Below are 23,570 nucleotides of genomic sequence, written 5' to 3'. Positions count from 1 at the left end.
AGAGCCCGGTGGGGGGTGATTAAACCCGGCAAAAAGTGCGCCGTGATTCGCAGAGCAGCCCTCCAAAAACCTGATACAGTGCCTATCTCAATGAAAAGGCAACGGAACTTTGATTGTGCCGCGGGCTTCTGCCGGCCGTTGCTCTCTGCTAGATTTGCATAAGCCCCCATCCGCAGCCATTCAACAGATCTGGTTTCGGGATTGCCCGGGACCTCGGAGGATTGATGACGACCGCCACCATCAGCAAAGTTACGGAGCCTGTCGGATTGCCCGATATGAAGGTGTCGGTCCGGCAGGTCTTCGGTATCGACAGCGATCTCGAGGTGCCGGCCTATTCCGAGGTCGACCCGCACGTGCCGGAAGTCGATTCGGATTACCGCTTCGATCGCGCCACCACGCTGGCGATCCTCGCCGGTTTCGCCAAGAACCGCCGCGTCATGGTCACCGGCTATCACGGCACAGGTAAATCGACCCATATCGAGCAGGTCGCGGCGCGCCTGAACTGGCCCTGCGTGCGCGTCAACCTCGACAGCCACATCAGCCGTATCGATCTCGTCGGCAAGGATTCGATCGTCATCAAGGACGGCAAGCAGGTCACCGAATTCCGCGACGGCATTCTGCCCTGGGCGCTGCAGCATAATATCGCGCTGGTGTTCGACGAGTACGACGCCGGCCGCCCCGACGTGATGTTCGTGATCCAGCGCGTGCTGGAAGTCTCCGGCCGCCTGACGCTGCTCGATCAGAACAAGGTAATCAAGCCGCACCCGGCATTTCGCCTGTTCGCGACCGCCAACACGGTGGGCCTCGGCGACACCTCGGGCCTCTATCACGGCACGCAGCAGATCAATCAGGGCCAGATGGACCGCTGGTCGATCGTCACCACGCTGAACTATCTGGCGCATGACGAGGAAGTCGAGATCGTGCTTTCCAAGGCACGCCACTACCGCACGCAGGAAGGCCGCGACATCGTCAACAAGATGGTGCGGCTCGCCGATCTCACCCGTAACGCCTTCGCCAATGGCGACCTTTCGACGGTGATGAGCCCGCGCACGGTGATCACCTGGGCCGAGAACTCCGAGATCTTCGGCGATATCGGCTTTGCGTTCCGCATCACCTTCCTCAACAAGTGCGACGAGCTGGAACGGCCGCTGGTGGCCGAATTCTATCAGCGCTGCTTCAATGCGGAGCTGCCGGAGTCGGCGGTCAACGTGGCGCTCAGCTAGCCCATGGCGAAAATCTCCGTCGAGCGCACCATTGGAAAGACCAAGAAGGCGGTGCTCGGCGGATTGATCGGTTACAATACCGAAACGATGGGGAAGCAGAAGTACAAACGCTTTGCCATCTCGCTGCGCGAAGGCGACAAAATCGTCGGCGGGATTGTCGGAGAGGTCTGGACCACGGTGCTGTTCATTCAGCTATTCTGGATGGAGCAGAAGCTTCGCGGCAAGGACTACGGGACGAGACTGATCAAGGCGATTGAGGGGCGAGGCAAGAAAGTTTGGGGCGACGCGATCATATGTGGACACGATGAGTTTTCAGGCGCCGGGCTTCTACCGCGCGTGCGGTTATGAGGAATTCGGCTCCATCGAAGGCTATCCCGGCGGCGTGACGCGGCACTGGTTTACGAAAGCGCTATGAGCACATCCAACTCCAAATTCCGTACCGGATCCAAGGAAGCCCCGACCGAGCCGTTCAAGCGTGCAGTGACTTCCTGCCTGCGAGCGATCGCGAAGGCGCCGGAGCTGGACGTGACGTTCGCAGCCGAGCGTCCCGGTCTTGCGCCCGGCAAGGCGCGGCTGCCGGAGCCCGCCCGCAAGATGACCAAGCGCGACGCAGCGATTGTGCGCGGCCACGCCGATTCGATCGCGCTTAAGCTCGCCTGTCACGATCCCAAGGTGCATCGCAAACTGATGCCGGGAAATCCGCAGGCGCGCGGCGTGTTCGAGGCGGTGGAGCAGGCGCGCGTTGAGGCGATCGGCTCGCGCCGGATGGCGGGCGTTGCGAAAAACCTCACCGCGATGCTCGACGATCATTTCCATCGCGGCAAGTATGACGAGATCACCGACCGCGCCGATGCGCCGCTGTCGGATGCTTTGGCGATGCTGGTGCGCGAACGGCTGACGGGGCTCGCACCGCCCACCGCGGCCAAGAAGATGGTCGACCTCTGGCGTCCCCTGCTGGAAGACAAGATCGGCACCAGGCTTGACAAGCTCAGCCGCGTCACCGAGGATCAGGCGAAGTTCGGCGATCTCGTGCACGACCTGCTGTCGGCACTCGATCTCGGCGATGACCGCGACGCGGATGCCGATGACGACGAAAACGACGACGAGAATCAGGACGGCGAGAGCGATCAGTCCGGGTCCGAAGGCTCGCCCGATTCCGACGCCGCGCAGGAGATGAGCGCCGACCAGGCGCAGGCCTCCACCGACGAAATGTCCGAAAGCGCGATGGAGAGCGCGCAGGCATCCACGTCTGACACATTCGAGGACGGCGAACTCGGCGATGACGAGACCCCAGGCGAGGCGACTCGGCCGAACATCCGCGGCGCCAACGAGCCGCGTGGACCGGAATATCACGCCTTCGCGCCGAAATTCGACGAGGTCATCGCCGCCGAAGATCTCTGCGACCATGACGAGCTGGAGCGCCTGCGTTCCTATCTCGACAAGCAGCTCGCGCACCTGCAGGGCATTGTGGCGCGGCTCGCCAACCGGCTGCAGCGCCGGCTGATGGCACAGCAGAATCGTGCCTGGGAGTTCGATCTCGAGGAAGGTATCCTCGATCCTGCGCGGCTCTCGCGCGTTGTCACCGATCCCTATCACCCGCTGTCCTTCATGCATGAGAAGGAAGCGACTTTCCGCGACACGGTGGTGACGCTGCTGCTCGACAATTCCGGTTCGATGCGCGGCCGCCCGATCACGGTGGCGGCGACCTGTGCCGACATTCTTGCGCGCACGCTGGAACGTTGCGGCGTCAAGGTCGAGATTCTGGGCTTCACCACCCGCGCCTGGAAGGGCGGTCAGTCCCGCGAGGCGTGGCTCGCCGCCGGCAAGCCGGCCAATCCCGGCCGACTGAATGATCTCAGGCACATCATCTACAAGTCTGCCGACGCGCCCTGGCGGCGCTCGCGCAAGAATCTCGGCTTGATGATGCGCGAGGGCCTCCTGAAGGAGAACATCGACGGCGAGGCGCTGGACTGGGCCCACAAGCGGCTGCTCGGCCGTGCCGAGCAGCGCAAGATCCTGATGATGATTTCGGACGGCGCGCCGGTCGACGATTCCACGCTGTCGGTCAATCCCGGCAACTACCTCGAACGGCACCTGCGCCACATCATCGAGGAGATCGAGACCCGCTCGCCGGTCGAACTGATCGCGATCGGCATTGGTCACGACGTCACGCGCTACTATCGCCGCGCCGTTACCATCGTCGATGCCGAGGAACTCGGTGGCGCCATCACCGAGAAGCTCGCCGAACTGTTCAGCGAGACCCACGGCGCCGCTCCCTCTACGGGCCATCGTCGGCCGCGCCGGTTGCACTCGTAGCCGTGATGTGATGACCGGCTGCGAAAATCGTCTCCGTCGTCGGATGAGCGCGGGAGCGCTCACTCGGGAGGAGTGGCGTCTTCGCCGCGTCTCACCATGAGGATCACTAACCTCTCCCGCCGCCGCTTTTTGAAATGTGCAGCGGCGGGGCTTTCGGTGGCGGCCGTGCCTGGAGCGGCGCTGGCGCAGACGGCGGTCCAACGGCCGACCAAGCAGACCATTCCCGACGAATTTTCGGTCACCGCGCCGGTCTCGATCGAGGTCAATGCCCGGCCGCTGCCCTCGTTCGATACTCGTGACCGGTCGCGGATGCGGTTTGGCGAACTCGAATACCGCAGCGGACTCATGCTGACCTCGCGGTTTCGCGGCTTCGGCGGATTGTCCGGCCTGCGGCTGGACGCCAAGGGCGAGCGCTTCATCGCGATCAGCGACAAGGCCGGCTGGTTCACCGGGCGCATCGTCTACAAGGGCCGCGAGATGGTCGGGCTCGACGACGTCGAGGCCTCGCCGATACTTGGCCCCGACGGCAAACCGATCACCTCGCGCGGCTGGTACGACACCGAGGCGCTCGCGCTCGATGGCGCGCTCGTCTATGTCGGTCTCGAGCGCGTTCATCAGGTGCTGCGCTTCGATTTCACCAAAGGTTTCACGCACGCCCGCAGCGAACTGGTTGCGCTGCCACCAGCGACGCGCAAGCTGCCCAACAACAAGGGCATCGAGGCGCTCGTGATGGTGCCGAAGGGCAACCAATCTCTGGCAGGAACGCTGATCGCGTTCTCCGAGCGCGGGCTCGACGCGCAGGGCAACATTCTCGGCTTTCTGATCGGTGGCAAGTCGCCCGGGCAGTTCGCGATCCGCCGCACCGATGGCTTCGACATCAGCGATGCGGTGCTGCTGCCGTCCGGCGGGCTGTTGCTGCTGGAACGCAAATTCTCCTGGCTCGGCGGCGTCGGCATCCGCATCCGCCGCGTCGCGCTTGCCTCCATCGCCCCCGGCGCGCTGATCGACGGTCCCGCAATCTTTAATGCCGATCTCGGCCACGAGGTCGACAACATGGAAGGCATCGACGCCCATGTCACACCGGAGGGCGACACGGTGTTGACGCTCGTCTCCGACGACAATTTCTCGATGATCCAGCGCAATCTGCTGCTGCAGTTCACGCTGGTGGAGTGATTTTGCCAGGAGAGGCGGCGGCGATCCAAGGCGACCGCTTTCGGATCCCCGGCCCTCCGTGTCGGAAAACTCGACGGATAACGGAACGGTTCTTGCAACGCTCCGGCCGATGAAACCGGAGCTTTCAATGTACAAGTGTTTTCGTGCCCTCTGCGTCCTGTCCAGCCTTTTTGCGGCCGCTGCCTCGCATGCCGAAACCTGGCCGTCGCGGCTGTTCAAGGCGACCATTCCGTTCGGCGCGGGCAGCGCCACCGACGTGGTGCCGCGCCTGGTGTTCGAACGTCTCTCGTCCGAACTCGGCCAGCCGATCGTGATCGAAAATCGCGCAGGCGCCGGCGGCACGCTCGGCACCGGATTGGTCGCGAAGGCCGATCCTGACGGATACAGCATTCTCGCCCATTCCTCGGCACTGGCGATCGCGCCGGCGATTTTCCCGAACCTCACTTTCGATGCGACCAAGGATCTCTCCTCGGTGCTGATGATCGGCTCCAGTGCGATGGTCATGATCGTGCCGAAGGAGCGTCCGTGGAGAACCATCCATGATTTCATCGCGGACGCGAAGGCCAAACCGGGATCGATTTCGTTTGGCTCGGTCGGTATCGGCAGCGCGGTGCATATCGCCGCCGAGAAATTCCGCCTCTCCGCCGGCATCGAGGCAACGCATGTGCCCTATCGTGGTGGACCGGAGGTGATCACCGACATCATCGGCGGGCGAATTGACCTCTATTTCTGTCCGCTCGCGACTGCTTTGCCGCTGATCCGCGAAGGCCAGGTGAAGGCTCTGCTGGTGTCGAGCCGGCCCGCGCCGCTGATCTGCCCGATGTGCCGACGCCATCGGAAATCGGATTGAAGGGTGCCGACAGCGTGAGCTGGTACGGCGTGTTCGTGCCGGCCAAGACGCCGCGCGACGTCGTCGAGAAACTGCATGCGGTCGGAATGAAGGTACTGGGCGATCCGGCGACGCAGGCGAGCCTGAAGAAGCTTGCCGTCGAACCGATGCCGATGAGGCCGGCCGAGATGGACGAGTTCGTCAGGGGCGAGACGGCGGCCTATCTCGCGCTGATCAAGGCCGCTGGCATCAAGCCGTAGGGGGAGGGTTGCATTCCCGGCGGGTTGAGGAGGGGAGAGCGGCTCGCTAGCATTGCGGGTCGCTTTTCCTCCGGTCCGGATCTCCTTTTCATGAGCGCTCTGTTTACCCCGATCACGCTGCGCGGCCTCAACCTTGCCAACCGCATCATGGTGGCGCCGATGTGCCAGTATTCCGCTGTCAATGGCGAGGCCAATGACTGGCACTTCACCCACATCAATTCGCTGGCGCTGTCGGGCGCGGCCGTCTTCTGCATCGAGGCGACCGCGGTGGAGGCGACGGGGCGCATCACGCCGGGCTGTCTCGGCCTCTACAACGACGCCACCGAAGCTGCCCTGAGGCCGATCCTTGCCTCTGTGCGCAAGCGTTCGAAGGCCGCCGTGATGATGCAGCTCGCCCATGCCGGCCGCAAGGCATCGAGCCACACGCCTTGGGATGGCGGACAATTGATCCCGGTGGCCGAAGGCGGCTGGCGGCCGGAAGGGCCCTCGGCGATCCCGCACAAGGAGGGCGAGCCGCCGCCGGTTGCGTTCGATGCGGCAGGCTTGGCGCGCGTACGCGAGGCATTTGCTGCTGCCGCGAAGCGCGCCGAGCGGCTCGGCATCGACGCGATCGAAGTGCACTCGGCGCATGGCTATCTCCTGCACCAATTCCTGTCGCCGATATCGAACCAGCGCACAGATCAATATGGCGGCTCCTTGCAGAATCGCATGCGCTTTCCACTCGAAGTGTTCGACGCGGTGCGCGCGGCGTTTCCGCCCAATAAGCCAGTGGGATTGCGCGTCTCCTCGACCGACTGGGTCGAGGGCGGCTGGGATCTGGCGCAGACCATCGAGTTTGCGCAGGAGCTGAAAAAGCACGGCGTCGACTGGATCGACGCCTCCTCGGGCGGCGTCTCGCCGCTGCAGAAGATTCCGCTCGGCCCCGGCTACCAGGTGCCGTTCGCGCAGGCGATCCGCGAGGCGACCGGGCTCCCCACCATCGCCGTCGGCCTGATCACGGAAGCGAGGCAAGCCGAGGAGATCATCGCCTCCGGCAAGGCGGACATGGTCGCGCTCGCGCGCGCCATGCTCTACGACCCGCGCTGGGGCTGGCACGCCGCGGCCGAACTCGGCGGCGAAGTGTTCGCGCCGCCGCAATACTGGCGCTCGCAGCCCTCGACGCAGAAGGCGCTGTTCGGCGCGACGACGTTCGGGACGAGGTAGCGACGTACGTTGCACCTCAGCCTTGTCCACCTCAAGAGAAGTGCCGCAAGCGTTCCGCTCTATCCCCGTCATTGCGAGCGGAGCGAAGCAATCCATGTCACGGCATAGCGGATGGATGGATTGCTTCGCTTCGCTCGCAATGACGATCTCAAATCCTGACCTCTGCCCATCCGTTTCGTCATAACTCGGCCGCACGCAGGGCGTGCTATGCTCTCGCTTGCGCGCGATAGACGCGCTTTCAATAACAACATACAGCGAGGACGCCCCATGGAGATCGGATATTTCACGATGCCGTCCCATCCGCCGGAGTGCGGATTGAAAGAGGGTCACGACTGGGACCTGCAGACGCTGCGCTGGCTCGATGAGCTCGGCTATCAGGAAGCCTGGATCGGCGAGCACCACACCGCGCCCTGGGAGCCGCATCCCTCGCCCGACCTGATTCTCGCGCAGGCGTTCTTGCAGACTAAGAATATCCGCCTTGGCCCCGGCGGCTTCCTCTTGCCCTATCACCACCCGGCCGAACTCGCCAACCGCGTCGCCATGCTCGACCATCTCTCTGGCGGACGTCTCAACTTCGGCGTCGCGGCCAGCGGCCTGCCGAGCGACTGGGCGATGTTCAACGTTGACGGCATGTCCGGCCAGAACCGCGACATGACGCGCGAGGCGCTCGAGATCATCCTGAAAATGTGGACCGAGGATGCGCCCTGGACCCACACCGGCAAGTTCTGGACCGTGAGCAAGCCGGACACGATGTTCGATTTCCTCAAACCCCATATCAAGCCGTTGCAGGCGCCGCATCCGCCGATCGGCGTCGCCGGCCTCTCCAAGAGCTCGGATACGCTCAAGCTCGCGGGCGAGCGCGGCTACATCCCGATGAGTCTCAACCTCAACCCGGCCTATGTCGGCAGCCACTGGGAATCGGTCGAGATCGGCGCGGCGAAAACCGGACGCAAGCCGAAGCGCAGCGACTGGCGCCTGGTGCGCGAGGTCTTCATCGCCGACACCGACGAGGAGGCGTGGCGGCTCTCCGTCGGCGACATGATGGGCCGCATGATGCGCGAATATTTCTTGCCCTTGCTCGGCCATTTCGGTTTCAAGGACTATCTCAAGGCCACGCCTGACATCGCAGACTCCGACGTCACGGTCGAATACTGCGCCCGCAACAACTGGATCGTCGGCTCGCCCGCGACCGTCACCGAGAAGATCGAGAAGATCTATCACGAGGTCGGCGGCTTCGGCACGCTGCTCGTGTTCGGCTTCGACTACAAGCACAAGCCCGAGGCCTGGCACAATTCGCTGCGCCTCCTGAAGCAGGAGGTGATGCCGCGCCTGACGCACCTCGACGCCGATCTGACGAAGGCGGCGTGATCTAGCCCCGTCATTGCGAGCGAAGCGAAGCAATCCACATCTCGGCATAACGGATGGATGGATTGCTTCGCTGCGCTCGCAATGACGGCTGATGCAGCGAGCTTCGTAGCCCGCATGAGCGGAGCGACATGCGGGGGCATCTGCCCCGGATGTCGCTCCGCTCATCCGGGCTACATGTCCCTCAATGCCGCTGTGGCTTGGCGTCCGCGGCGCGGACTTGCCAGAAGCGGAGGAGGCGGCGGGCGTTTTCGAGGCTAAGCTTGGCGTACTGCTCTTTTGCCTTCGCAAGCTCATGCCGGCCCATGCTGCCTGAGGCAAAGCGGCTATCGAGCACGGCGGCGACAGTGTCCCAGTTCAACCCGGCGACGCGGCAGGGGATCAAGACGCCGTCGTCGCGCAGGCTCTGCATCACGGGGCGGATCACCTCGATGCTCGAGCCGGATAATTCGGCGAGCGCCGCGACCGTCTCGGCATATTTCCGCTCTTTCGCGAACAAGAGTAGCTCCGGCTCGTTGAGCTTGCCGTGCTTGGCGAGCGAGGCGACAAAGCGGCGCGCGGCGGCAAAATCGCGCGTGCGCGACATTTCGCGGCTGGCGCCGTTGGCGGCCGCGGCGATCGCGCTTCTTATTTCCTCGAACAGATGCGGCGGCGCGCGCGAGAGCAGCCGCCTGCGCACGGCCTCCGTTGCGTTCTTCAGGAGCTCAAGGCGCTGAGCGGCGGGCAGGTCGACGCGAACGCCGGTCTCGACCGCGAGATCCGGATCGCTCTCCGCCTGCTTCAGCACCATGGCAAAGCCGCTCGCCGACATCCGCGCGCCGGGATTTGTGACGAGCCGCCGGCTGACGGAGGGATAGTGCCGCTTCAGAAGCGCATCGGTGACAATCTCGGTCAGCCACCAGCGCCCGGAGATCGCGAGCAGGTGCTGCTCGCCCTTGGTCTGCGCCAGTTCAACGAGATCCTCGGCCGAAAGCCGCGCCGATTCGGTCAGCACGGGACGCGCAATCGTGATCTCGTCATTGTTTGCCAGGCGCCGGATCACGGCCGGCGGCGCCTGCTTGACGGAGGCAAGCTGGGTCGAGGTTTCGGCCAGCGCAATGCGCGCGGCGACGTCGGCGAGCGCGCGCAGCTCGATAGTGCGGATCAGACGTTCGAGCACATCGCCGAACAGCTCGATCTGTTCGTCGGAATAGCTTTCGGCGGACAGCAGAAACAGGTCGGTGACCTGCCTCAGCGTATCCAGATGTTTTTCCGCCGAGCCGGCCTTGATGGCCGCCTCGACCTCAGCGGTGATCGATCGTTCCAACATCGCTCGTCCTGAGCGTTTCAGGCCGGTTCTGGCAGCAGATAGGTGAGAATAGGAAGCAGAGTTGAACGATTCGTAAACCATTTGGGTCGCGCCGCGGCGAGAATGGGGCCGCAGGATTACGGAGGTGGTGGGCCAGTGGCCGAGTGGAGCATCCAAGCATGCTGACCCTTCAGGACCGTTCATTGGTTCGATCGTTGCTCGCCGCGCGAATGGTGCGTTCCCTCCCCCCTTGCGGGGGAGGGTTAGGGAGAGGGGTGGCGGCATCGGAGGTGTGAATTGTTTGACTGGGCACTTCGCTGAGCTAGCTGTCGCCAAATCTGTTCCGCCTGTGCGCGTGGCTTACCCCTCTCCCCAGCCCTCCCCCGCAAGGGGGGAGGGAGCCGACTGCCTGTGCGGTGACGGTGTGCGCACCGCATACAAAGAGACATGGCTTCTCCTTCTCGCGGCGCATGGCGTCCGAGTTTTCGACGAATCTGCTCGCCCATCTCAAGAAGAGAGGGCGCAGGGAATGCCGGGTGTCGGCTGACACCCGCGGTCTCGTGTGCAAATAGCGCTAGGTGGTGCGCACACGAGCATACAGGTACAGCCGGGTCAGCCCGGCATTCCCTGCGCAGTGGTTTGACGGCTTATGCCGAGCTCTTCCCGGAGCCGAATTCCTTCTGGTCTCCGTCGCCGGCGGATTGAGGTCTGGCGAAAGCCCGGTTGAGCTTTGCAAACCTCCGCCGGCTTGACACCAGCCACGGGTGCCAGAACCACACGGTTTTGCCGTACGCAAAATGCGCCGCTCGTCCTGCGCTGATTAGCTGCTCACGGCCTGACGGCCGCCCTGCAACGCCTCGCGCGCGCCGCGCTTTCGCGTCCACCGCATCCCGCACTCCACGTATCGTGACGACGCGTACGCCCCTCTTCATTGAGGCGGGACGCGCGCAAGATGGAACTGATTTGCGGAAAAAGAGAAGCGATTTATTTTTGCCGCGCGATCTGGACGGGGCAAATCAGGTTGAAAGGGCTGGTGAATTTCGCGTTTTGGCGCAACGGCTTTTGGTGGCGTTTCGGTGTGCAGTCACGTCGGTGCGAACAGTCACTACTGCTTCCGCGAAAAAGGTGCGTTCCCTCCCCCCTTGCGGGGGAGGGCTAGGGAGAGGGGTGGCCGCATCGGAGGTGCGCGTTGTTTGGCTGAGAACTTCGCTGAACCAGTCGTCGCCAAATTTCTTCGGCCTGTGCTCGTGGCTTACCCCTCTCCCCAGCCCTCCCCCGCAAGGGGGGAGGGATCCCACTGCCCGAGCGGCAAGGGTGTGCATGTTTGACGCTTCACCACTTTGCGCAGGGGAAGAGCTAGCAACGTCAGTTTCTATGGAATGTCGATATCCGCCTTAGCGAACTGACCATGGCCATGCCAATAACGGTTGCGGTTTCCTGGCTGGCGAACGCTCCGCGGTTGGTGCTGGCCTTTGCGTCTGGGCGACATTGGCCGGCTGCCGCGGACGCGGCAGCGGTATGCCGGGCACCACCTTTGGACCTTCGGGGCTTACCTTTGGCTCTTCGGGGCTCACCATTGGTGGCGCTTCGGGCATCGCCTTTGGCTCTGACGCGTTGGCGATGACGCGGGCGAGTTGCCCCTCGCTTGCGTTGAGCCGCTCGGCGAGCGCCAGGCTTTCGCGCGCCATCTGGCTCTGGTCGGCCTTGAGCTGATCGATGATATTGTTGTTGTGTGCCGTCTCCTCTCGGCTCGCCTTGAGTTGGCTCGCCAGATTTTCATTGTCGCTGATCAATTGTTCTTGCCTCGCCTTGAGCTGTTCGACCGTCTGGCTCAAGGCAGCGAGATCCCGCGCCATCGGCTCGAGCTGCTGCGACAACTCCGACTGCAGGGCAACGGCAGTCGGCGCGACGGGCTCCGGCGCGGTGCGTGTCAGAGGTGTCGGGTCTGAGGGAGCCATCATTGCCGTATCAGCGGAGGATGGCCACCACCAGGAAGCGATACCAATGAATGCTGCCAACAGACAACCGACGAAAACCAGATAGCGCCACCCCGCCTGAATCGTTGCCAGCGTGGCGGGAGACCTCTTCATGCTGGCTGGCGGGTCCGAAGGACTGACTCCCGCTTCGCGTGTCAGGCTCGAAAGGTGCTCCTCCAAGCTCGCGATCGCGAGCCTATCGTCCGGCACGGAATTCATTTGATGCTCCGTATCAAACTGCAATGGCATTCGCGTGAGAGCGATCCGCGCATCTGCGCTACGGCGGGCTAACACTCAACGGAACGCATTGCTTCTTGAGCCCGCGAGGTTTCCCGGATGAGCATGCAGCTGCACGTCAATCGTATTTCTAACCAGCTGCCCTGTACTGGCGTTTTTAACGCGGCGGAGAAGGCGGAACTATGTTCGCGGCCGGAGAACTACGGCAGAAGCGCTGACCTTTCGGGGGCGCTGATCCGAGATTCAATGCGTTCAGTCTCGGCAATTCCAGCACATGCATGAATTTGCAGGAAAGACGCGATCGCTTCAGCGCGAATGGTGCGTTCCCTCCCCCGCAAGAGACTGCCTTTGCGGCAGCGGTGTGCGCAAATACGCCAACGCTCACCGCCTCAATCCCCCGCCACCGCTTCCTCCGGCTCATCCGCACTCGCATGCGCCGGCGGCACGGGCATCGGGAACTTCTCGTAGTGCTTCGGAAAATTCACCGGGCGGTAGCTCGGCATCGCCTCCATGCGCTGGAGCGCACTCTCGTGGATAACAGCACCATCCGGAATGAAGCGCGGCTCGCCATCCGGAATGTAATAGCCGAAATAGATCTGCCGCGCCGGCCATTCCCTGTACTTCGCGCGCTTCGGCAGATATTCGAGGAGCCACCACGCGCCCTTCAGCGAGTCGTGGAGATCGCCGCGGATGTCGGGCTTGACGTAGGAAAACGGGCTGCCCTTGCGCTGGATGCCCCAGGCGAGCTGGTTGACGGTGGCCTGGTTGACCTTGATCCCGCATTTCACCGCTTCGTCGATCATCCAGAGCAGCGGATATTTGGAAAGCCCGCTTTCCCTTTCCGGATAGCCGCCGCCGATATCGGCATGCACGCCGGCGAACCACACCTGCAGAATGTCCTGCGGCTCGGCATGAATGTCGTTGAAGCGGTTGTGCTTGAAGGTCTGCGGGTCGTCCCACTTCTTGAGGCGGAACATGGAGCGCCGCTCGTCGATCGAGATCGCCTGCCGGAACGTCTGCACGCTCGGATTCGCAATCGTGAACGCGAGCTCCTCCAGGCTCGGCCAATAGAAGCGATCGGGCCGCGGCACGATCACGCTGGCGACCGTATCCCAGACGCCGACGAAGCGGATGGTGGGCCACCGCGAAGAGGTGATGCGCGCGAACTGCGCGGCGTTGTCGAAGGCGGTCTGCGGCAGCGGCCCCCCGGCGTCGCCGCTGTCGGTGAGCAGCTTGTGATCGGCGCGCAGCTTCGGCGCTTCATCCGAGGAGAACTGCTTGTAGGCGATCAGGCCGCTTCCGGCGAGATTGACCTGCTCGGGCGAAATCAGCCCGATCTTGTGGATCAGCCCCGCCAGCACCCGCACGGTGTAGGCGCCGCGGGAAAAGCCGAAGAGATAGATCTGGTCGCCCGTCTGGTAATGGTGGACCAGGAAGGAATACGCCGCGAGCACGTTGTCATCGAGCCCATAGCCTGTGGCCAGCCCGAGGATGGCGTTGAAATCCTGCTTGAACTTGTGCCACGGGTCCGGCCGCTCCAGCGTGCCGACCCCCGGATCGTAAAACACCAGCTGCCGCGGCTGCGTCTTCTCCGTCTTGCGCAGACAGCGATAGAGCTTGAGCACATTTGAGATGTTCTCGGAGATCTCGTTGCCGGTGCCGTCGCAGCAGATGATGATGTTGCGCATGGGGGACTCGCCGGAGCAGGGGTGCTACCTTGGCGAGTATAGCGGATTTTTGATGAAGACGAGGCGAAATGTCCGACGGTTGAAAGATACAACACTGTTGCCCCGAGGGGAGTTTCCGAATACGCAAAGAATTAACCGTCATCCAATCTACTGGTTACTGCGGTTTTGAGTTGAGGCAGTTCACGGTGCAGCGGGAAATTTTAACATTTGGCTATGAGGGATTAAGCGTCGACGCATTCATTGCGAGGCTTCGATCCGCCGACGTGGAAACCGTCATAGACGTGCGAGCAAATCCGATTTCGCGGAAGCCGGGATTATCCAAGAATGCGCTCGCGCGAAGCCTGACGCGTGCCGGCATGCAGTATGTCCACGCTGTAGAGATGGGTTGCCCAAAGCCAGTCCGCGATCGCTACAAATCTGACGGAGACTGGGCCGCTTATACCAGTGCCTTCCTCGCTTACATCGCTGATCAGAAAGTGTCAGTCGCACACATTGCGTCTATCGCAGCGCACTCGCGGTCTTGCCTCATATGCTTTGAGGCCGACTATAATTACTGTCACCGAACTTTCGTGGCGAGAGCAGCAGCGCCGATTGTTGGCGCCCGAGTCGTTCATCTCACAGCGAAAATGTCAGTTGTGGATCGGGATCTACGATCGGCGGCTTAGGTGGATATATCAGACTAACAATCAACCACTGCTCGGGGAATCTGTGGATTGTTCCCATAAGGAACATCAAGTCGGCCGCCGGCAGAGATGTTTCTAGCTTCTGCCGGAATGGACGCTCCCACCCGTCGTTGTATCTATGGTAAGCAATTCCAATATAGCGCTCCCGCTTCCCAATCGACGACCTTGTGTCTGTACATTCGGGCGGTTGAGCTACCGTTGCATTCGTAACGGTAGTGGAAATCGAAAGGAAGTTTCCGTAGCGTCGTTAGTGCCTTCGCATCGGTATCGTCAAACAATCCGCCTTGACGTTGGCTTTGAAGCAGCTTCGCCTTTTCCTCCTCTGTCCAGTCTGGTTTAGAGGCGGCGGTAATCTCTAGATCGAGTATTCGTGCTGGTCGAACAAGGCCGAGCGTGGTTCCGTTCGCAACTCTGTCGGCATCAAGTTCCGCAAAATCTGAGAAGATTTTGAGCTTACTCAAAGCTTCGAGGCGTGCCCGCCACGCATTGCTTGTTGGCAGTGGGGCGCCGTCAAACTTCACTGTGTCCACAAATAGCTTATGGCTTTCGGGTCGACGGTCGCCAATGGCTCGATCTATTCGAGCGTTCACCCATTGCCACTTCTTAAACTGCTGTGCGCCATCGATTAGGCGGAAGGGTACAGGAAAGAGTCGGATCAACTTGCCGCTTCGGTTCATCCCTGCGACACATGATGTTTCAACATATTTTCCGCTTGGTGATGGGTAGGTCTTACAAAGGATCAGAATGTCCTGTTCAAACGAAGCCATTGGCGCTTCCTCGTCACACGCGCTCTAAACCGTGGCTGGACCGGTCAGGCCTGCCTCAAGGAATTTACAGCATCAAGAACCAGTGCAATTCCGTCCTGTGGCCCACAATATTGAATCGTCCGAAAGATAGTGGGAATCCCCAAAGCCATGAGAGTCACAAACCCTTCGCCAACCTGCAGTTCGTGGCGGCTATGATCAGGGTTTTCGTAGGCCTGCGACCTAACTTTATTCGCTCCGAAGTCTCGGAAGCACAGGATAATCGGTGTACCGTTTGATTCCGCCAACTGCATTTCGATGCCGAGCCCTGTCGAAGGAAAGCTGGCCTCGGCAATTACAAGATCCGCCTCTTCCACCATTGCTCGATCCCACACGTAGCAGAGGCGGGCTCGTTCGGCGGCAGGTTTGGTGCTGAGTTGAGGGTCGCTATTGACGAGCGCATATTTGATATCTGCATTCGGATCGTCTTCGCGCAGCGCTTTTGCAAGCTGGTGGATGAAGGCAACGTGTTCGTCAAATAGTGATCGCGGAACGTGCGTAAGTGCGCATGCGATGTAGATTTTCATCAAACCGCTGCCCGTATATTAGGAATGAGGAATTGAAGGCCAGTGAGTTCCGACGCAATTTCGTCGACAAACTGATCGGCGGACATCTGGATGAATTCGCTGAGTAGCCAGTTCTTTTGTCCGGCCAGCAGAGAGGCCATCTGTGGCGGGTTGTACCGGCTGATCTCGCTCAGCCTATGCATCGTACCTAGAATGAGTGTCGGGAGTTGACGTTCGATGCGCGCGGGTCCTCTCGTTATTGACTTGATGTACCAAAGCGGTTCAGAGCCATTTATGAATACAAGTTCGCGTCGTAGACGACGGTTCAAGTCCACGATGGCGCTCAACGCGATCTGGCTAAGTCTGCCGGAGCGCGGAGAGCTGACATAGGCATTTGACCGAATGGCTCGCGGGCCAAATTTTGAGTCCGCAACGAACTGATCGGGCAATCGCTTTGCTGCTATCCCGATTGGAATGTTCTTTGTGACGTCAGCGCGGAAGTAAATTCGCTTTGATGATCTGTCTACTACAAATCCGCAATTTGCAATCGGGATGAACATTTCTTGCTGCGATGTATAAGTAAGGCAGTAAGTTCGGTGAATGAAGACCATATTGAAGAATAGCTCTTGAAGTGTGTGAGTTCTCGCAGGCTCAGCTTCTCCATAATACGCTGACAAGCTAGGCAGCACGCCGTGTTGCTGCACTCGTATTCCGAGGTGGTTCAGCGACGCACTCGTTCCTTGAGAGCTGTGCTCGGAAACACCGTGGCGCTCGTTGAAGACAATTCCTTTGGCCGACAGCAGCGCCTTCGTGGCATTCAGGAATGCGTAGTAGAGTAAGAGGGGAGCGGATTGCGGCGGCAATCCGAGAGAGACCTTGTAGAATTCCTGTGCCTGCTGCCAGTAAAGTAGAGCCTTATCCTTACGTCCCCTTTTCAGCCAAAGCGCAACGTAGGTCCAAGGACTATTTGTCAGAACGTTCCGAGCTCCAATAACTGGAGCTGTTACCGCCTTATGAGGAGTAATCAAGCGCCCCTTCCATTTTATCGGCAGGAGATCCTTGGACGGGCTATCCATTGTTTCCTCTCATCACCTATGCGGATATTTTATTACTCTCCTTCAAGTTGTAAGATGAGGGAGGATCTCTCCACAACAAAATATCCAAGCCCTTTCGCCGGACGGCTAGACTCGAGGGCCGCCCGCGTCAGCTAGCCGCTGGCGCTTAAAAACATTCCGACTGGCAAGCCGGCGAGGGCGCCGGAGACATGAATTTATGTCCCCGCCGGTCCCTGATTCACATCCACCACGTGCCGATCCTGTCCGACGGTAATAACAATCGTATAGCTCTTCTTCCCGCCAGCCTGATCCGTCGGCGGCGCAAGGTGCAACTGCCCGCCATACCATTCACCGGGCATGAGCGTGTTGTCCTTGATGACCGTCTGCTCAAGCATGGCCATGTTGCGTTGTCCCGTTTCGACGACCGCGGCGAACATCGCCTCGTTCTGAATGGCGGCCGTTGTTCTGTGCGATTACGGCGGCTGTCGGACTGTAGAACGTGCCCGTGCGGCCGCTGGGTGTTGTGTAGGTCCCGTGGCCCGCTTGCGAGGCGCTGTAGGCGTTCGCGGCGCCGGCAACGCCAGCAAGCACGGCGCGAGCGACCTGTCGGTTCTTCTCTTCCTGCTGCAGCATTTCGAACGTGACGATCTGCATTGCGAAGTCGGAGCCGCCGACGTGCTGGACGGCCTCCACCTGGCCGACGCGAAAATCTGTCGGCTGTTTGCCGATGTTGTTGATGCCAACGACGAATACCGGCCGCCCATTCGCCTGCAGTTGACGCGCCGCTGGACGCACCAGCACCAGCGAATTTTTTTGACGCGAGACGAGCGCGGGTCGCCCGTCGCGCATCATCGCCTGCTGTTGTGGATTGGAAGGACGAAACGCGACGGTTTCGCCGGTTGAAACGCAGCCGCCCAACGCAGCGCAAAGCGCTACGATTCCCAGATTACGCATGAAATCAGCCCCCAGCTTACGGTCATACAATCGCAACCGCAGGACGTGGACAAGCGTGTCTGCGCGTTTCCCCGTGGAAATACGGTGTGTGCAAGACAGAAAGACGTGGATGGCTGAGATAAGCCCGGCCATGACGGAGGGAGCGGTAATGCTCAAACAAAACGGCCGGGTCATCGACCCGGCCGCTTCGAACTCCGATCCGCCGATCTAAGCTTTGCTCAGCTCGCCTTCTGCACAGGCGCGGGCTTGCCGACCTTCTTCTCGATCGCGCGCTTCAATTCCAGCGCGCGGGGGGAGAGCAGGTCGGCCTTGGCCTTGAGCAGGTAGGCATCGAGGCCGCCATTGTGGTCGACGCTCTTGAGCGCGTTGGTCGAGACGCGCAGGCGCACGTTGCGGCCGAGCGCGTCCGAGATGAAGGTGACGTTGGAAAGGTTCGGCAGGAAGCGCCGCTTGGTCTTGATGTTGGAGTGGCTCACCTTGTGGCCCACCTGGGGGCCCTTGGCCGTCAGTTCGCAGCGCCGGGACATTTCGAAAATCCTCTTCCATCCCCGCCAGTGCCGAGCCGCTTCTCGCGGGCCTCGCGCGGGGGTCCAAAATCGCGTCCATTTCCAGGAACCGCGGGTGTATAGGGGGAGACGGCCGCGGGGTCAAGGTTGTTGGCCCGGTAATCTCGGCCGGAATGGCTGGTTTGCGAGGGGTTCCAGCCACTTAGGGGACCATATAAAGGGCGCAATCCGCGCCGACACCATGGCTTTCGAAAAAGAACCGGCCCCCAGCCATCCCGCAACCGGCGGGAAGCCAGGAGAGGTCGGGGTGAGGCGTCGTTTTCGCGAAAACACGCGTTGTTTGCCGGATATTTCTGCCTAAATGAACATCAGCACGCGCCGATCCCGGGACTTTTCATTGGTGACCACGCCTCGCGCCGTTTCTTCCTCTGCCGTCACTTCAAGGCTTGGGCTCGTCTTCGGCCTGTGCGCCGGAGCGCTCTTGGCGCTCGCGCCGGATGAGGCTTCCGCGCAGGGGCGGCTGGATGCGCAATATGAGGCGACGCTGGCGGGCATTGCGGTCGGCAAGGGCGCCTGGACCATCGAAATCGGCGACGACACCTTTGCCGCCTCCGCGCAAGGCGGCACCGCGGGGCTGCTCAAAGCGTTTTCGGGCGGCTCTGGCTCCGGCGCGAGCGTGGGCCGCATCGTGAACGGCGCGCTGGTGGCAAGCAACTATACCGCGACCACCACCACGCAGAAGAAATCCGAGACCATCCGGATTTCGTTGGCAAACGGCGGTGTGAAGGATTTTTCGATCGATCCGGCTCCGCCTGTCGATCCCGACCGCATTCCCGTTACCGACGCGCACCGCAAGGGCGTGCTCGATCCCATGACCGGCTCGCTGCTGCGTGTGCCGGGTAACGGCGAATTGCTTTCGCCGGATTCCTGCCGCACCGGGGCGGGGATCTTCGATGGCCGGATGCGCTACGACCTCAAGCTCGATTACAAGCGGATGGAAACGGTGAAGGCCGATCGCGGCTATCACGGGCCGGCGCTGGTCTGCGCCATCTATTTCACGCCGGTCGCGGGCTACATCCCCGATCGACCCGTCATCAAATATCTCGTTGCCGAGCGGCGGATCGAAGTCACCTTCGTGCCGATCGCGGGAACCCGCATCCTGGTTCCCTTCCGCATGACCATCCCAACCCCGCTGGGCTTAGCGATGCTGGAGGCGACATCGTTCGTGACGTCAGCGGCGCCGCCAAGGGTGGCGAAGACGAATTGAGGCTTAGTCCCTTCTCCCCTTGCGGGAGAAGGTGGCGCGAAGCGCCGGATGAGGGGTTCTCTCCACGCGCACGACTCGCGGAGACAGCCCCTCACCCCAACCCTCTCCCCGCGAAGAGCGGGGCGAGGGAGCGCAGCGGCGCGTGAGGAGAGATCCGCGAATGACCGGGGACATGAGCCGACGCACGTTGTGAAGATTACGTGAGGGACGAAGATTCTATCGCTCCCTCCCCCCTTGCGGGGGAGGGTTGGGGAGAGGGGTTTCACGGGCAGAGCTCGTTGTGTGGTTTACCCCTCTCCCCAGCCCTCCCCCGCAAGGGGGGAGGGAGCGCAGCGTCGTTCGCGGTGACGCCGGTGCCAGTTACCGTCACTGCAACCGCCATGAATCATGTTGACTCTTCGCCACTTCTGATTCGACTCACGTCTTTAAGAAATTAGGACCGAAACCGCCGCTTGTGGAGCCGCTACAAACTTGATCTAGTGCCGCCCCGTGCGCTTCAGCGCGAGATGTTGCGGTGAACGTATCGGGTCTCGGGAGGAGTCAGCGATTCGGACGCGATTCGTTCCAGACTCGTTCCAGAGCTTAAGCCGCGACCGCATCGCCGTCGCAAAGTGAAACAAATTTGGCGGAATCGACGCCGGACGACCAGATAAAGGCATCCGTCATTGCGAGCGAAGCGAAGCAATCCATGGCGCGGCATAGCGGATGGCTGGATTGCTTCGTCGCGAAGCCTGTCATCGGGCGCGCATTCGCGCGACCCGGTGGCTTCTCGCAATGACGGCTTGAACGCCAGCGCTTAAAAGAAACACCTGCACATAATGGCTTTCTCTCCTTCCAAGTTCGCGATTGATCGCGCGCCCGGCGCGGGCGTTACTGCCGTGCTCGGGCCGACCAATACCGGCAAGACGCATCTGGCGATCGAGCGGATGCTGGCGCATTCCTCCGGCGTGATCGGCCTGCCGCTACGGCTGCTCGCGCGCGAGGTCTACAACAAGATCGCGGATCGCGCGGGCAGCGAGAGCGTCGCGCTCGTCACCGGCGAAGAGAAGATCAAGCCGAAGAACCCGCGCTATTGGGTTTCCACCGTCGAGGCGATGCCGCGCGATCTCGACGTGTCGTTTCTCGCTGTCGATGAAATCCAGATCGCCGCGGATCTCGAGCGCGGGCATGTCTTCACCGACCGCATCCTGCATCGCCGCGGCCGCGACGAGACGCTGCTGCTGGGCGCTGCCACCATGCGCCCGATCATCGAGCGGCTGTTGCCGGGCGCATCCATCATCACGCGTCCGAGGCTATCGCAGCTCGAATTCGCCGGAGACCGCAAGATCACGCGCCAGCCAAGACGAACCGCGATCGTCGCGTTCTCGGCCGATGAAGTCTATGCGATTGCCGAATTGATCCGCCGCCAGCATGGCGGCGCCGCCGTCGTGCTCGGCTCGCTCTCACCACGCACGCGCAACGCGCAGGTCGCGATGTTCCAGAACGGCGACGTCGACTATCTCGTCGCTACTGATGCAGTGGGAATGGGCCTCAACCTCGACGTCGATCACGTCGCCTTCGCCTCCGACCGCAAGTATGACGGCTATCAGTTCAGGCGGCTGACGCCGGCGGAATTCGCGCAGATCGCGGGCCGCGCCGGGCGCGCCACCCGCAACGGCACGTTTGGTACGACCGGGCGCTGTGCACCGTTCGAGCCGGAACTGGTGAACGCGCTGCAAAACCACACCTTCGACAGCGTCAAAATGCTGCAATGGCGCAATTCGAGGCTCGATTTCTCCTCGCTCGGGAGCTTGCAGGTCTCGCTGGCGCTGCCGCCGGGCCACGACGCGCTGACCCGCGCGCCGATTGCGGAAGATCAGCGCGTGCTCGATCATGCCGCCCGCGACGGCGATGTGCGGGAGATGGCTCACGGCGCCGCCGCCGTGGAGCGGCTCTGGGACGCCTGCGCGATCCCGGATTACCGCAAGATCGCGCCGGCTGCCCATGCCGAGCTCGTGACCACGCTTTATGCATTCCTGATGAAGAAAGGTCGGATACCGGACGCATGGTTCGCCGCCCAGGTCGACCAGGCCGACCGCGTTACCGGCGATATTGACACGCTATCGGGCCGGATCGCGCAAATCCGCACCTGGACCTTCGTCGCCAACCGGCCGGACTGGCTGTCGGACCCCGACCACTGGCAGGGGATGACGCGGGAGATCGAAAATAAATTATCCGATGCGCTGCATGAACGCTTAACGGAGCGTTTCGTTGACCGGCGGACCAGTGTATTGATGCGCCGCCTGCGGGAGAACTCAGTTTTGAATACGGAAATTGGCAAAACCGGCGAAGTGATTGTTGAAGGCCATACGATCGGCCGGCTCGATGGATTTACCTTTGCGCCAGATGCGGCGGAGGCAGGTTCTGACGCGAAAGCGTTGCAGGCGGCCGCGCAGCAGGTGCTGGCCAGCGAGATCGACGCGCGCGCGGGCAAACTTGCCGCAGCCCCCGACGACCAGTTCGTGCTGACCTCCGAGGGCACCATCCGCTGGACCGGTGATGCCGTGGCAAAACTCGTCGCCGCTGACGATGCGCTGCATCCGCGCATCCGCATCATTTCCGACGAGCGCCTCTCCGGCGCGCCGCGCGAAGCCGTGCAGGCGCGGCTCGATCTCTGGCTGAAGACGCATATCGAAAAACTGCTGGGCCCGCTGTTTGCGCTGTCGAAGGCCGAGGACATCACCGGCATCGGACGCGGCATCGCGTTCCAGCTCGTCGAGGCGCTCGGCGTCTTGGAGCGCAGCAAGATCGCGAGCGAGATGAAGGATCTCGACCAGACCTCGCGCGCGACCTTGCGAAAGTACGGCGTGCGGTTCGGCGCCTACCACATCTATTTCCCCGCGCTGCTCAAGCCCGCCGCGCGCGCGCTGGCTTCGCTGCTCTGGGCCGAGAAGCAGGACAATGTCGACATGTCGGCGCTGTCGGGCGCGCAGCATCTGGCGAGCTCGGGCCGCACCTCGTTCCCGGTCGACAAGGCGCTGCCGCGCGATGCCTATCGCGTGCTCGGCTATCGCCAGTGCGGTGAGCGCGCGGTGCGCGTCGACATCCTGGAACGTCTCGCCGATCTCATTCGGCCCGCTTTGGCGTGGCGCGAGACTTCGCCGGGCGAGAAGCCCGCCGGCGCGTTCGACGGCCGCGGCTTTGTGGTGACGCAGGCGATGACCTCGCTGACGGGATCGGCCGGCGAAGATTTCGCCTCGATCCTGCGCGCGCTCGGCTATCGCATGGAGCGCCGTCCGCCGCTGCCGCCCAAGCCGGTGGAAGTGGTCGAGACAGTCGCTGCCGAAACGCCGCCGGTCGAGGCGAGCGCTGAAGCAACGTCGGAGACGCCGGCTGAGGAAGTCGCCACTGACGTGCCGGTTGTGAGCGAGCCGGTGTCATCGGCATCACTGCTGCCTGATGTCACGCCTATCGCGCAGGCTGCCGAAGAGCCCGCAGCCCCCGAGATCACGCCCGCCGAAGCTGCGATCATGGATGCGCCGCCGGAGCAAGAGACGCCGGAAGCGGTCAGCGCCGCGGAAGCTGCGGCCGAGCCCGCCACCGCGAGCGAAGCGCCGTCGGAAGGCGCTGCCGCCGAAGCTGCTCCCGCAGAAGCCGCGAGCACTGAGGCCAAGCCCGAAACTGAAGCAAAAGCCGAAACGCCGGCCGAGCCGCAGCTCGTCGAAGTCTGGCGGCCCGGCGGCCGCCCCGACGAGCGCCGCCCGCGTCACGATCGCCAGCGCCATCACGGCCGCGCGGCCGAAGGCGCACAGGCTGCCGAAGGCGAGGGCGCGCAGCGTCATCGCCGCGGACGACGCCATGGCGATTTCAGAAAACCGCGCGAGGGCGCAGCTGGCGAAGCAGCAAGCGCGCCGGCCGCGGAGGGCGCGCCAGCAGCGGAAGTGCGTCAGGACCGCCCGCCGCGCGAGCGCTTCGAGGGCAAGGGCCGCGACCGCGAGGAGCGCCGCGAGAAATTCGATCGCAATAAGGATCGCAAGGGTGGCCGCGACAAGGGTGATCGCGAGCGCGGCGGCCGTGAGTTCGGCGGACGCGACAAGGGCGGCCGCGACAAGCGCGAGTCTGGTCCCTCGCACCGTCAGTGGGCAACCAGCGCGAGCCCGCGCGACCGCGATCGGCCGATCGATCCGAATTCGCCGTTTGCAAAGCTGGCGGCGCTGAAGGAACAGCTTGCCGGCCGCAAGGAATAATCAAGAGGACTG

Annotated in this window: 18 protein-coding genes and 1 pseudogene; 10 read left to right on the top strand and 9 right to left on the bottom strand. The window is 62.3% G+C overall.

What is annotated here, in order from left to right; translation table 11 throughout:
* The first annotated feature begins 224 nt into the window (after positions 1-224).
* From cobS to J6524_RS29330, 7 genes and pseudogenes are all read left to right on the top strand, one after another.
* The gene (gene cobS / locus J6524_RS29360; RefSeq protein WP_225677154.1) at positions 225-1,223 is read left to right on the top strand and encodes a cobaltochelatase subunit CobS; all 999 of its coding nucleotides are present in this window, start codon (positions 225-227) and stop codon (positions 1,221-1,223) included.
* A gap of 3 nt (positions 1,224-1,226) precedes the next feature.
* Entirely contained in the window at positions 1,227-1,571 is a 345-nt protein-coding gene (locus J6524_RS29355; RefSeq protein WP_225677152.1) for a GNAT family N-acetyltransferase, read from the top strand.
* A gap of 63 nt (positions 1,572-1,634) precedes the next feature.
* Positions 1,635-3,539, top strand: a complete 1,905-nt coding sequence (cobT, locus tag J6524_RS29350) for a cobaltochelatase subunit CobT (protein ID WP_225677150.1) — start codon at positions 1,635-1,637, stop codon at positions 3,537-3,539.
* Positions 3,540-3,635: 96 nt separating this feature from the next.
* On the top strand, positions 3,636-4,712 hold the full coding sequence (locus J6524_RS29345; RefSeq protein WP_225677148.1) for an esterase-like activity of phytase family protein: 1,077 nt from the start codon (positions 3,636-3,638) through the stop codon (positions 4,710-4,712).
* Positions 4,713-4,821: 109 nt separating this feature from the next.
* Positions 4,822-5,801 (top strand): annotated as a pseudogene (locus tag J6524_RS29340) (Bug family tripartite tricarboxylate transporter substrate binding protein).
* A gap of 90 nt (positions 5,802-5,891) precedes the next feature.
* Positions 5,892-7,004, top strand: a complete 1,113-nt coding sequence (locus J6524_RS29335; RefSeq protein ID WP_225677146.1) for an NADH:flavin oxidoreductase/NADH oxidase — start codon at positions 5,892-5,894, stop codon at positions 7,002-7,004.
* A 267-nt stretch (positions 7,005-7,271) separates the two neighbouring features.
* Positions 7,272-8,372 carry an LLM class flavin-dependent oxidoreductase gene (locus J6524_RS29330; protein ID WP_225677144.1) on the top strand — a complete coding sequence of 367 codons (1,101 nt, stop codon included), beginning with the start codon at positions 7,272-7,274 and terminating at the stop codon, positions 8,370-8,372.
* 181 nt (positions 8,373-8,553) lie between these two features.
* Here the strand turns inward: J6524_RS29330 and J6524_RS29325 are convergent, their stop codons facing one another.
* From J6524_RS29325 to J6524_RS29315, 3 genes are all read right to left on the bottom strand, one after another.
* Entirely contained in the window at positions 8,554-9,678 is a 1,125-nt protein-coding gene (locus J6524_RS29325; RefSeq protein ID WP_225677142.1) for a DUF2336 domain-containing protein, read from the bottom strand.
* Positions 9,679-11,051: 1,373 nt separating this feature from the next.
* On the bottom strand, positions 11,052-11,852 hold the full coding sequence (locus tag J6524_RS29320; protein ID WP_225677140.1) for a hypothetical protein: 801 nt from the start codon (positions 11,850-11,852) through the stop codon (positions 11,052-11,054).
* Positions 11,853-12,259: 407 nt separating this feature from the next.
* Positions 12,260-13,558 carry a T6SS phospholipase effector Tle1-like catalytic domain-containing protein gene (locus J6524_RS29315; RefSeq protein WP_225677138.1) on the bottom strand — a complete coding sequence of 433 codons (1,299 nt, stop codon included), beginning with the start codon at positions 13,556-13,558 and terminating at the stop codon, positions 12,260-12,262.
* Positions 13,559-13,743: 185 nt separating this feature from the next.
* Between J6524_RS29315 and J6524_RS38055 the strand changes: the two genes are divergently transcribed.
* Positions 13,744-14,223, top strand: coding sequence for a DUF488 domain-containing protein (locus tag J6524_RS38055; protein WP_225677136.1), 480 nt, complete (start codon positions 13,744-13,746; stop codon positions 14,221-14,223).
* A 134-nt stretch (positions 14,224-14,357) separates the two neighbouring features.
* Here J6524_RS38055 and J6524_RS29305 read toward each other — a convergent pair whose 3' ends face one another.
* The 6 genes from J6524_RS29305 to rpmB all read right to left on the bottom strand — a co-directional run bounded on the left by J6524_RS29305 (position 14,358) and on the right by rpmB (position 18,086).
* Positions 14,358-15,008 carry a DUF8758 domain-containing protein gene (locus J6524_RS29305; protein WP_225677134.1) on the bottom strand — a complete coding sequence of 217 codons (651 nt, stop codon included), beginning with the start codon at positions 15,006-15,008 and terminating at the stop codon, positions 14,358-14,360.
* Positions 15,009-15,052: 44 nt separating this feature from the next.
* Positions 15,053-15,571, bottom strand: coding sequence for a hypothetical protein (locus tag J6524_RS29300; protein ID WP_225677132.1), 519 nt, complete (start codon positions 15,569-15,571; stop codon positions 15,053-15,055).
* The gene (locus tag J6524_RS29295) at positions 15,571-16,626 is read right to left on the bottom strand and encodes a YaaC family protein (RefSeq protein WP_225677131.1); all 1,056 of its coding nucleotides are present in this window, start codon (positions 16,624-16,626) and stop codon (positions 15,571-15,573) included. The genes J6524_RS29300 and J6524_RS29295 overlap by 1 nt, the downstream gene beginning before the upstream one ends.
* Before the next feature lie 194 nt (positions 16,627-16,820).
* The gene (locus J6524_RS29290) at positions 16,821-17,006 is read right to left on the bottom strand and encodes a hypothetical protein (protein WP_225677129.1); all 186 of its coding nucleotides are present in this window, start codon (positions 17,004-17,006) and stop codon (positions 16,821-16,823) included.
* Positions 16,993-17,733 (bottom strand): hypothetical protein, encoded by a 741-nt coding sequence (locus J6524_RS29285; RefSeq protein WP_225677127.1) that lies wholly within the window; start codon positions 17,731-17,733, stop codon positions 16,993-16,995. Before J6524_RS29285 ends, J6524_RS29290 begins: the two co-directional genes overlap by 14 nt.
* A 44-nt stretch (positions 17,734-17,777) precedes the next feature.
* Positions 17,778-18,086: a 50S ribosomal protein L28 gene (rpmB, locus tag J6524_RS29280; RefSeq protein WP_225677125.1), complete on the bottom strand. Its 309-nt coding sequence runs from the start codon at positions 18,084-18,086 to the stop codon at positions 17,778-17,780.
* Between the two features lie 340 nt (positions 18,087-18,426).
* Here rpmB and J6524_RS29275 point away from each other — a divergent pair, with 340 nt between their 5' ends.
* The gene (locus J6524_RS29275; RefSeq protein WP_376712092.1) at positions 18,427-19,332 is read left to right on the top strand and encodes a DUF3108 domain-containing protein; all 906 of its coding nucleotides are present in this window, start codon (positions 18,427-18,429) and stop codon (positions 19,330-19,332) included.
* Positions 19,333-20,150: 818 nt separating this feature from the next.
* Positions 20,151-23,558, top strand: a complete 3,408-nt coding sequence (locus J6524_RS29270) for a helicase-related protein (protein ID WP_225677121.1) — start codon at positions 20,151-20,153, stop codon at positions 23,556-23,558.
* Positions 23,559-23,570 lie beyond the last annotated feature (12 nt).

It is taken from the genome of Bradyrhizobium hereditatis (assembly GCF_020329435.1).
Classification (GTDB): Bacteria; Pseudomonadota; Alphaproteobacteria; order Rhizobiales; family Xanthobacteraceae; genus Bradyrhizobium; species Bradyrhizobium hereditatis.
Note: the sequence above shows the minus strand (reverse complement) of the source record. Positions and strands in the feature narration are given on the sequence as shown.

Bases quoted from the DNA above. Each gene is read 5' to 3' on its own strand.
- cobS (WP_225677154.1), top strand. From the start codon at position 225: ATGACGACCGCCACCATCAGCAAAGTTACGGAGCCTGTCGGATTGCCC.
- J6524_RS29355 (WP_225677152.1), top strand. From the start codon at position 1,227: ATGGCGAAAATCTCCGTCGAGCGCACCATTGGAAAGACCAAGAAGGCG.
- cobT (WP_225677150.1), top strand. From the start codon at position 1,635: ATGAGCACATCCAACTCCAAATTCCGTACCGGATCCAAGGAAGCCCCG.
- J6524_RS29345 (WP_225677148.1), top strand. From the start codon at position 3,636: ATGAGGATCACTAACCTCTCCCGCCGCCGCTTTTTGAAATGTGCAGCG.
- J6524_RS29335 (WP_225677146.1), top strand. From the start codon at position 5,892: ATGAGCGCTCTGTTTACCCCGATCACGCTGCGCGGCCTCAACCTTGCC.
- J6524_RS29330 (WP_225677144.1), top strand. From the start codon at position 7,272: ATGGAGATCGGATATTTCACGATGCCGTCCCATCCGCCGGAGTGCGGA.
- J6524_RS29325 (WP_225677142.1), bottom strand. From the start codon at position 9,678: ATGTTGGAACGATCGATCACCGCTGAGGTCGAGGCGGCCATCAAGGCC.
- J6524_RS29320 (WP_225677140.1), bottom strand. From the start codon at position 11,852: ATGAATTCCGTGCCGGACGATAGGCTCGCGATCGCGAGCTTGGAGGAG.
- J6524_RS29315 (WP_225677138.1), bottom strand. From the start codon at position 13,558: ATGCGCAACATCATCATCTGCTGCGACGGCACCGGCAACGAGATCTCC.
- J6524_RS29305 (WP_225677134.1), bottom strand. From the start codon at position 15,008: ATGGCTTCGTTTGAACAGGACATTCTGATCCTTTGTAAGACCTACCCA.
- J6524_RS29300 (WP_225677132.1), bottom strand. From the start codon at position 15,571: ATGAAAATCTACATCGCATGCGCACTTACGCACGTTCCGCGATCACTA.
- J6524_RS29295 (WP_225677131.1), bottom strand. From the start codon at position 16,626: ATGGATAGCCCGTCCAAGGATCTCCTGCCGATAAAATGGAAGGGGCGC.
- J6524_RS29290 (WP_225677129.1), bottom strand. From the start codon at position 17,006: ATGGCCATGCTTGAGCAGACGGTCATCAAGGACAACACGCTCATGCCC.
- J6524_RS29285 (WP_225677127.1), bottom strand. From the start codon at position 17,733: ATGACCCGGCCGTTTTGTTTGAGCATTACCGCTCCCTCCGTCATGGCC.
- rpmB (WP_225677125.1), bottom strand. From the start codon at position 18,086: ATGTCCCGGCGCTGCGAACTGACGGCCAAGGGCCCCCAGGTGGGCCAC.
- J6524_RS29275 (WP_376712092.1), top strand. From the start codon at position 18,427: ATGAACATCAGCACGCGCCGATCCCGGGACTTTTCATTGGTGACCACG.
- J6524_RS29270 (WP_225677121.1), top strand. From the start codon at position 20,151: ATGGCTTTCTCTCCTTCCAAGTTCGCGATTGATCGCGCGCCCGGCGCG.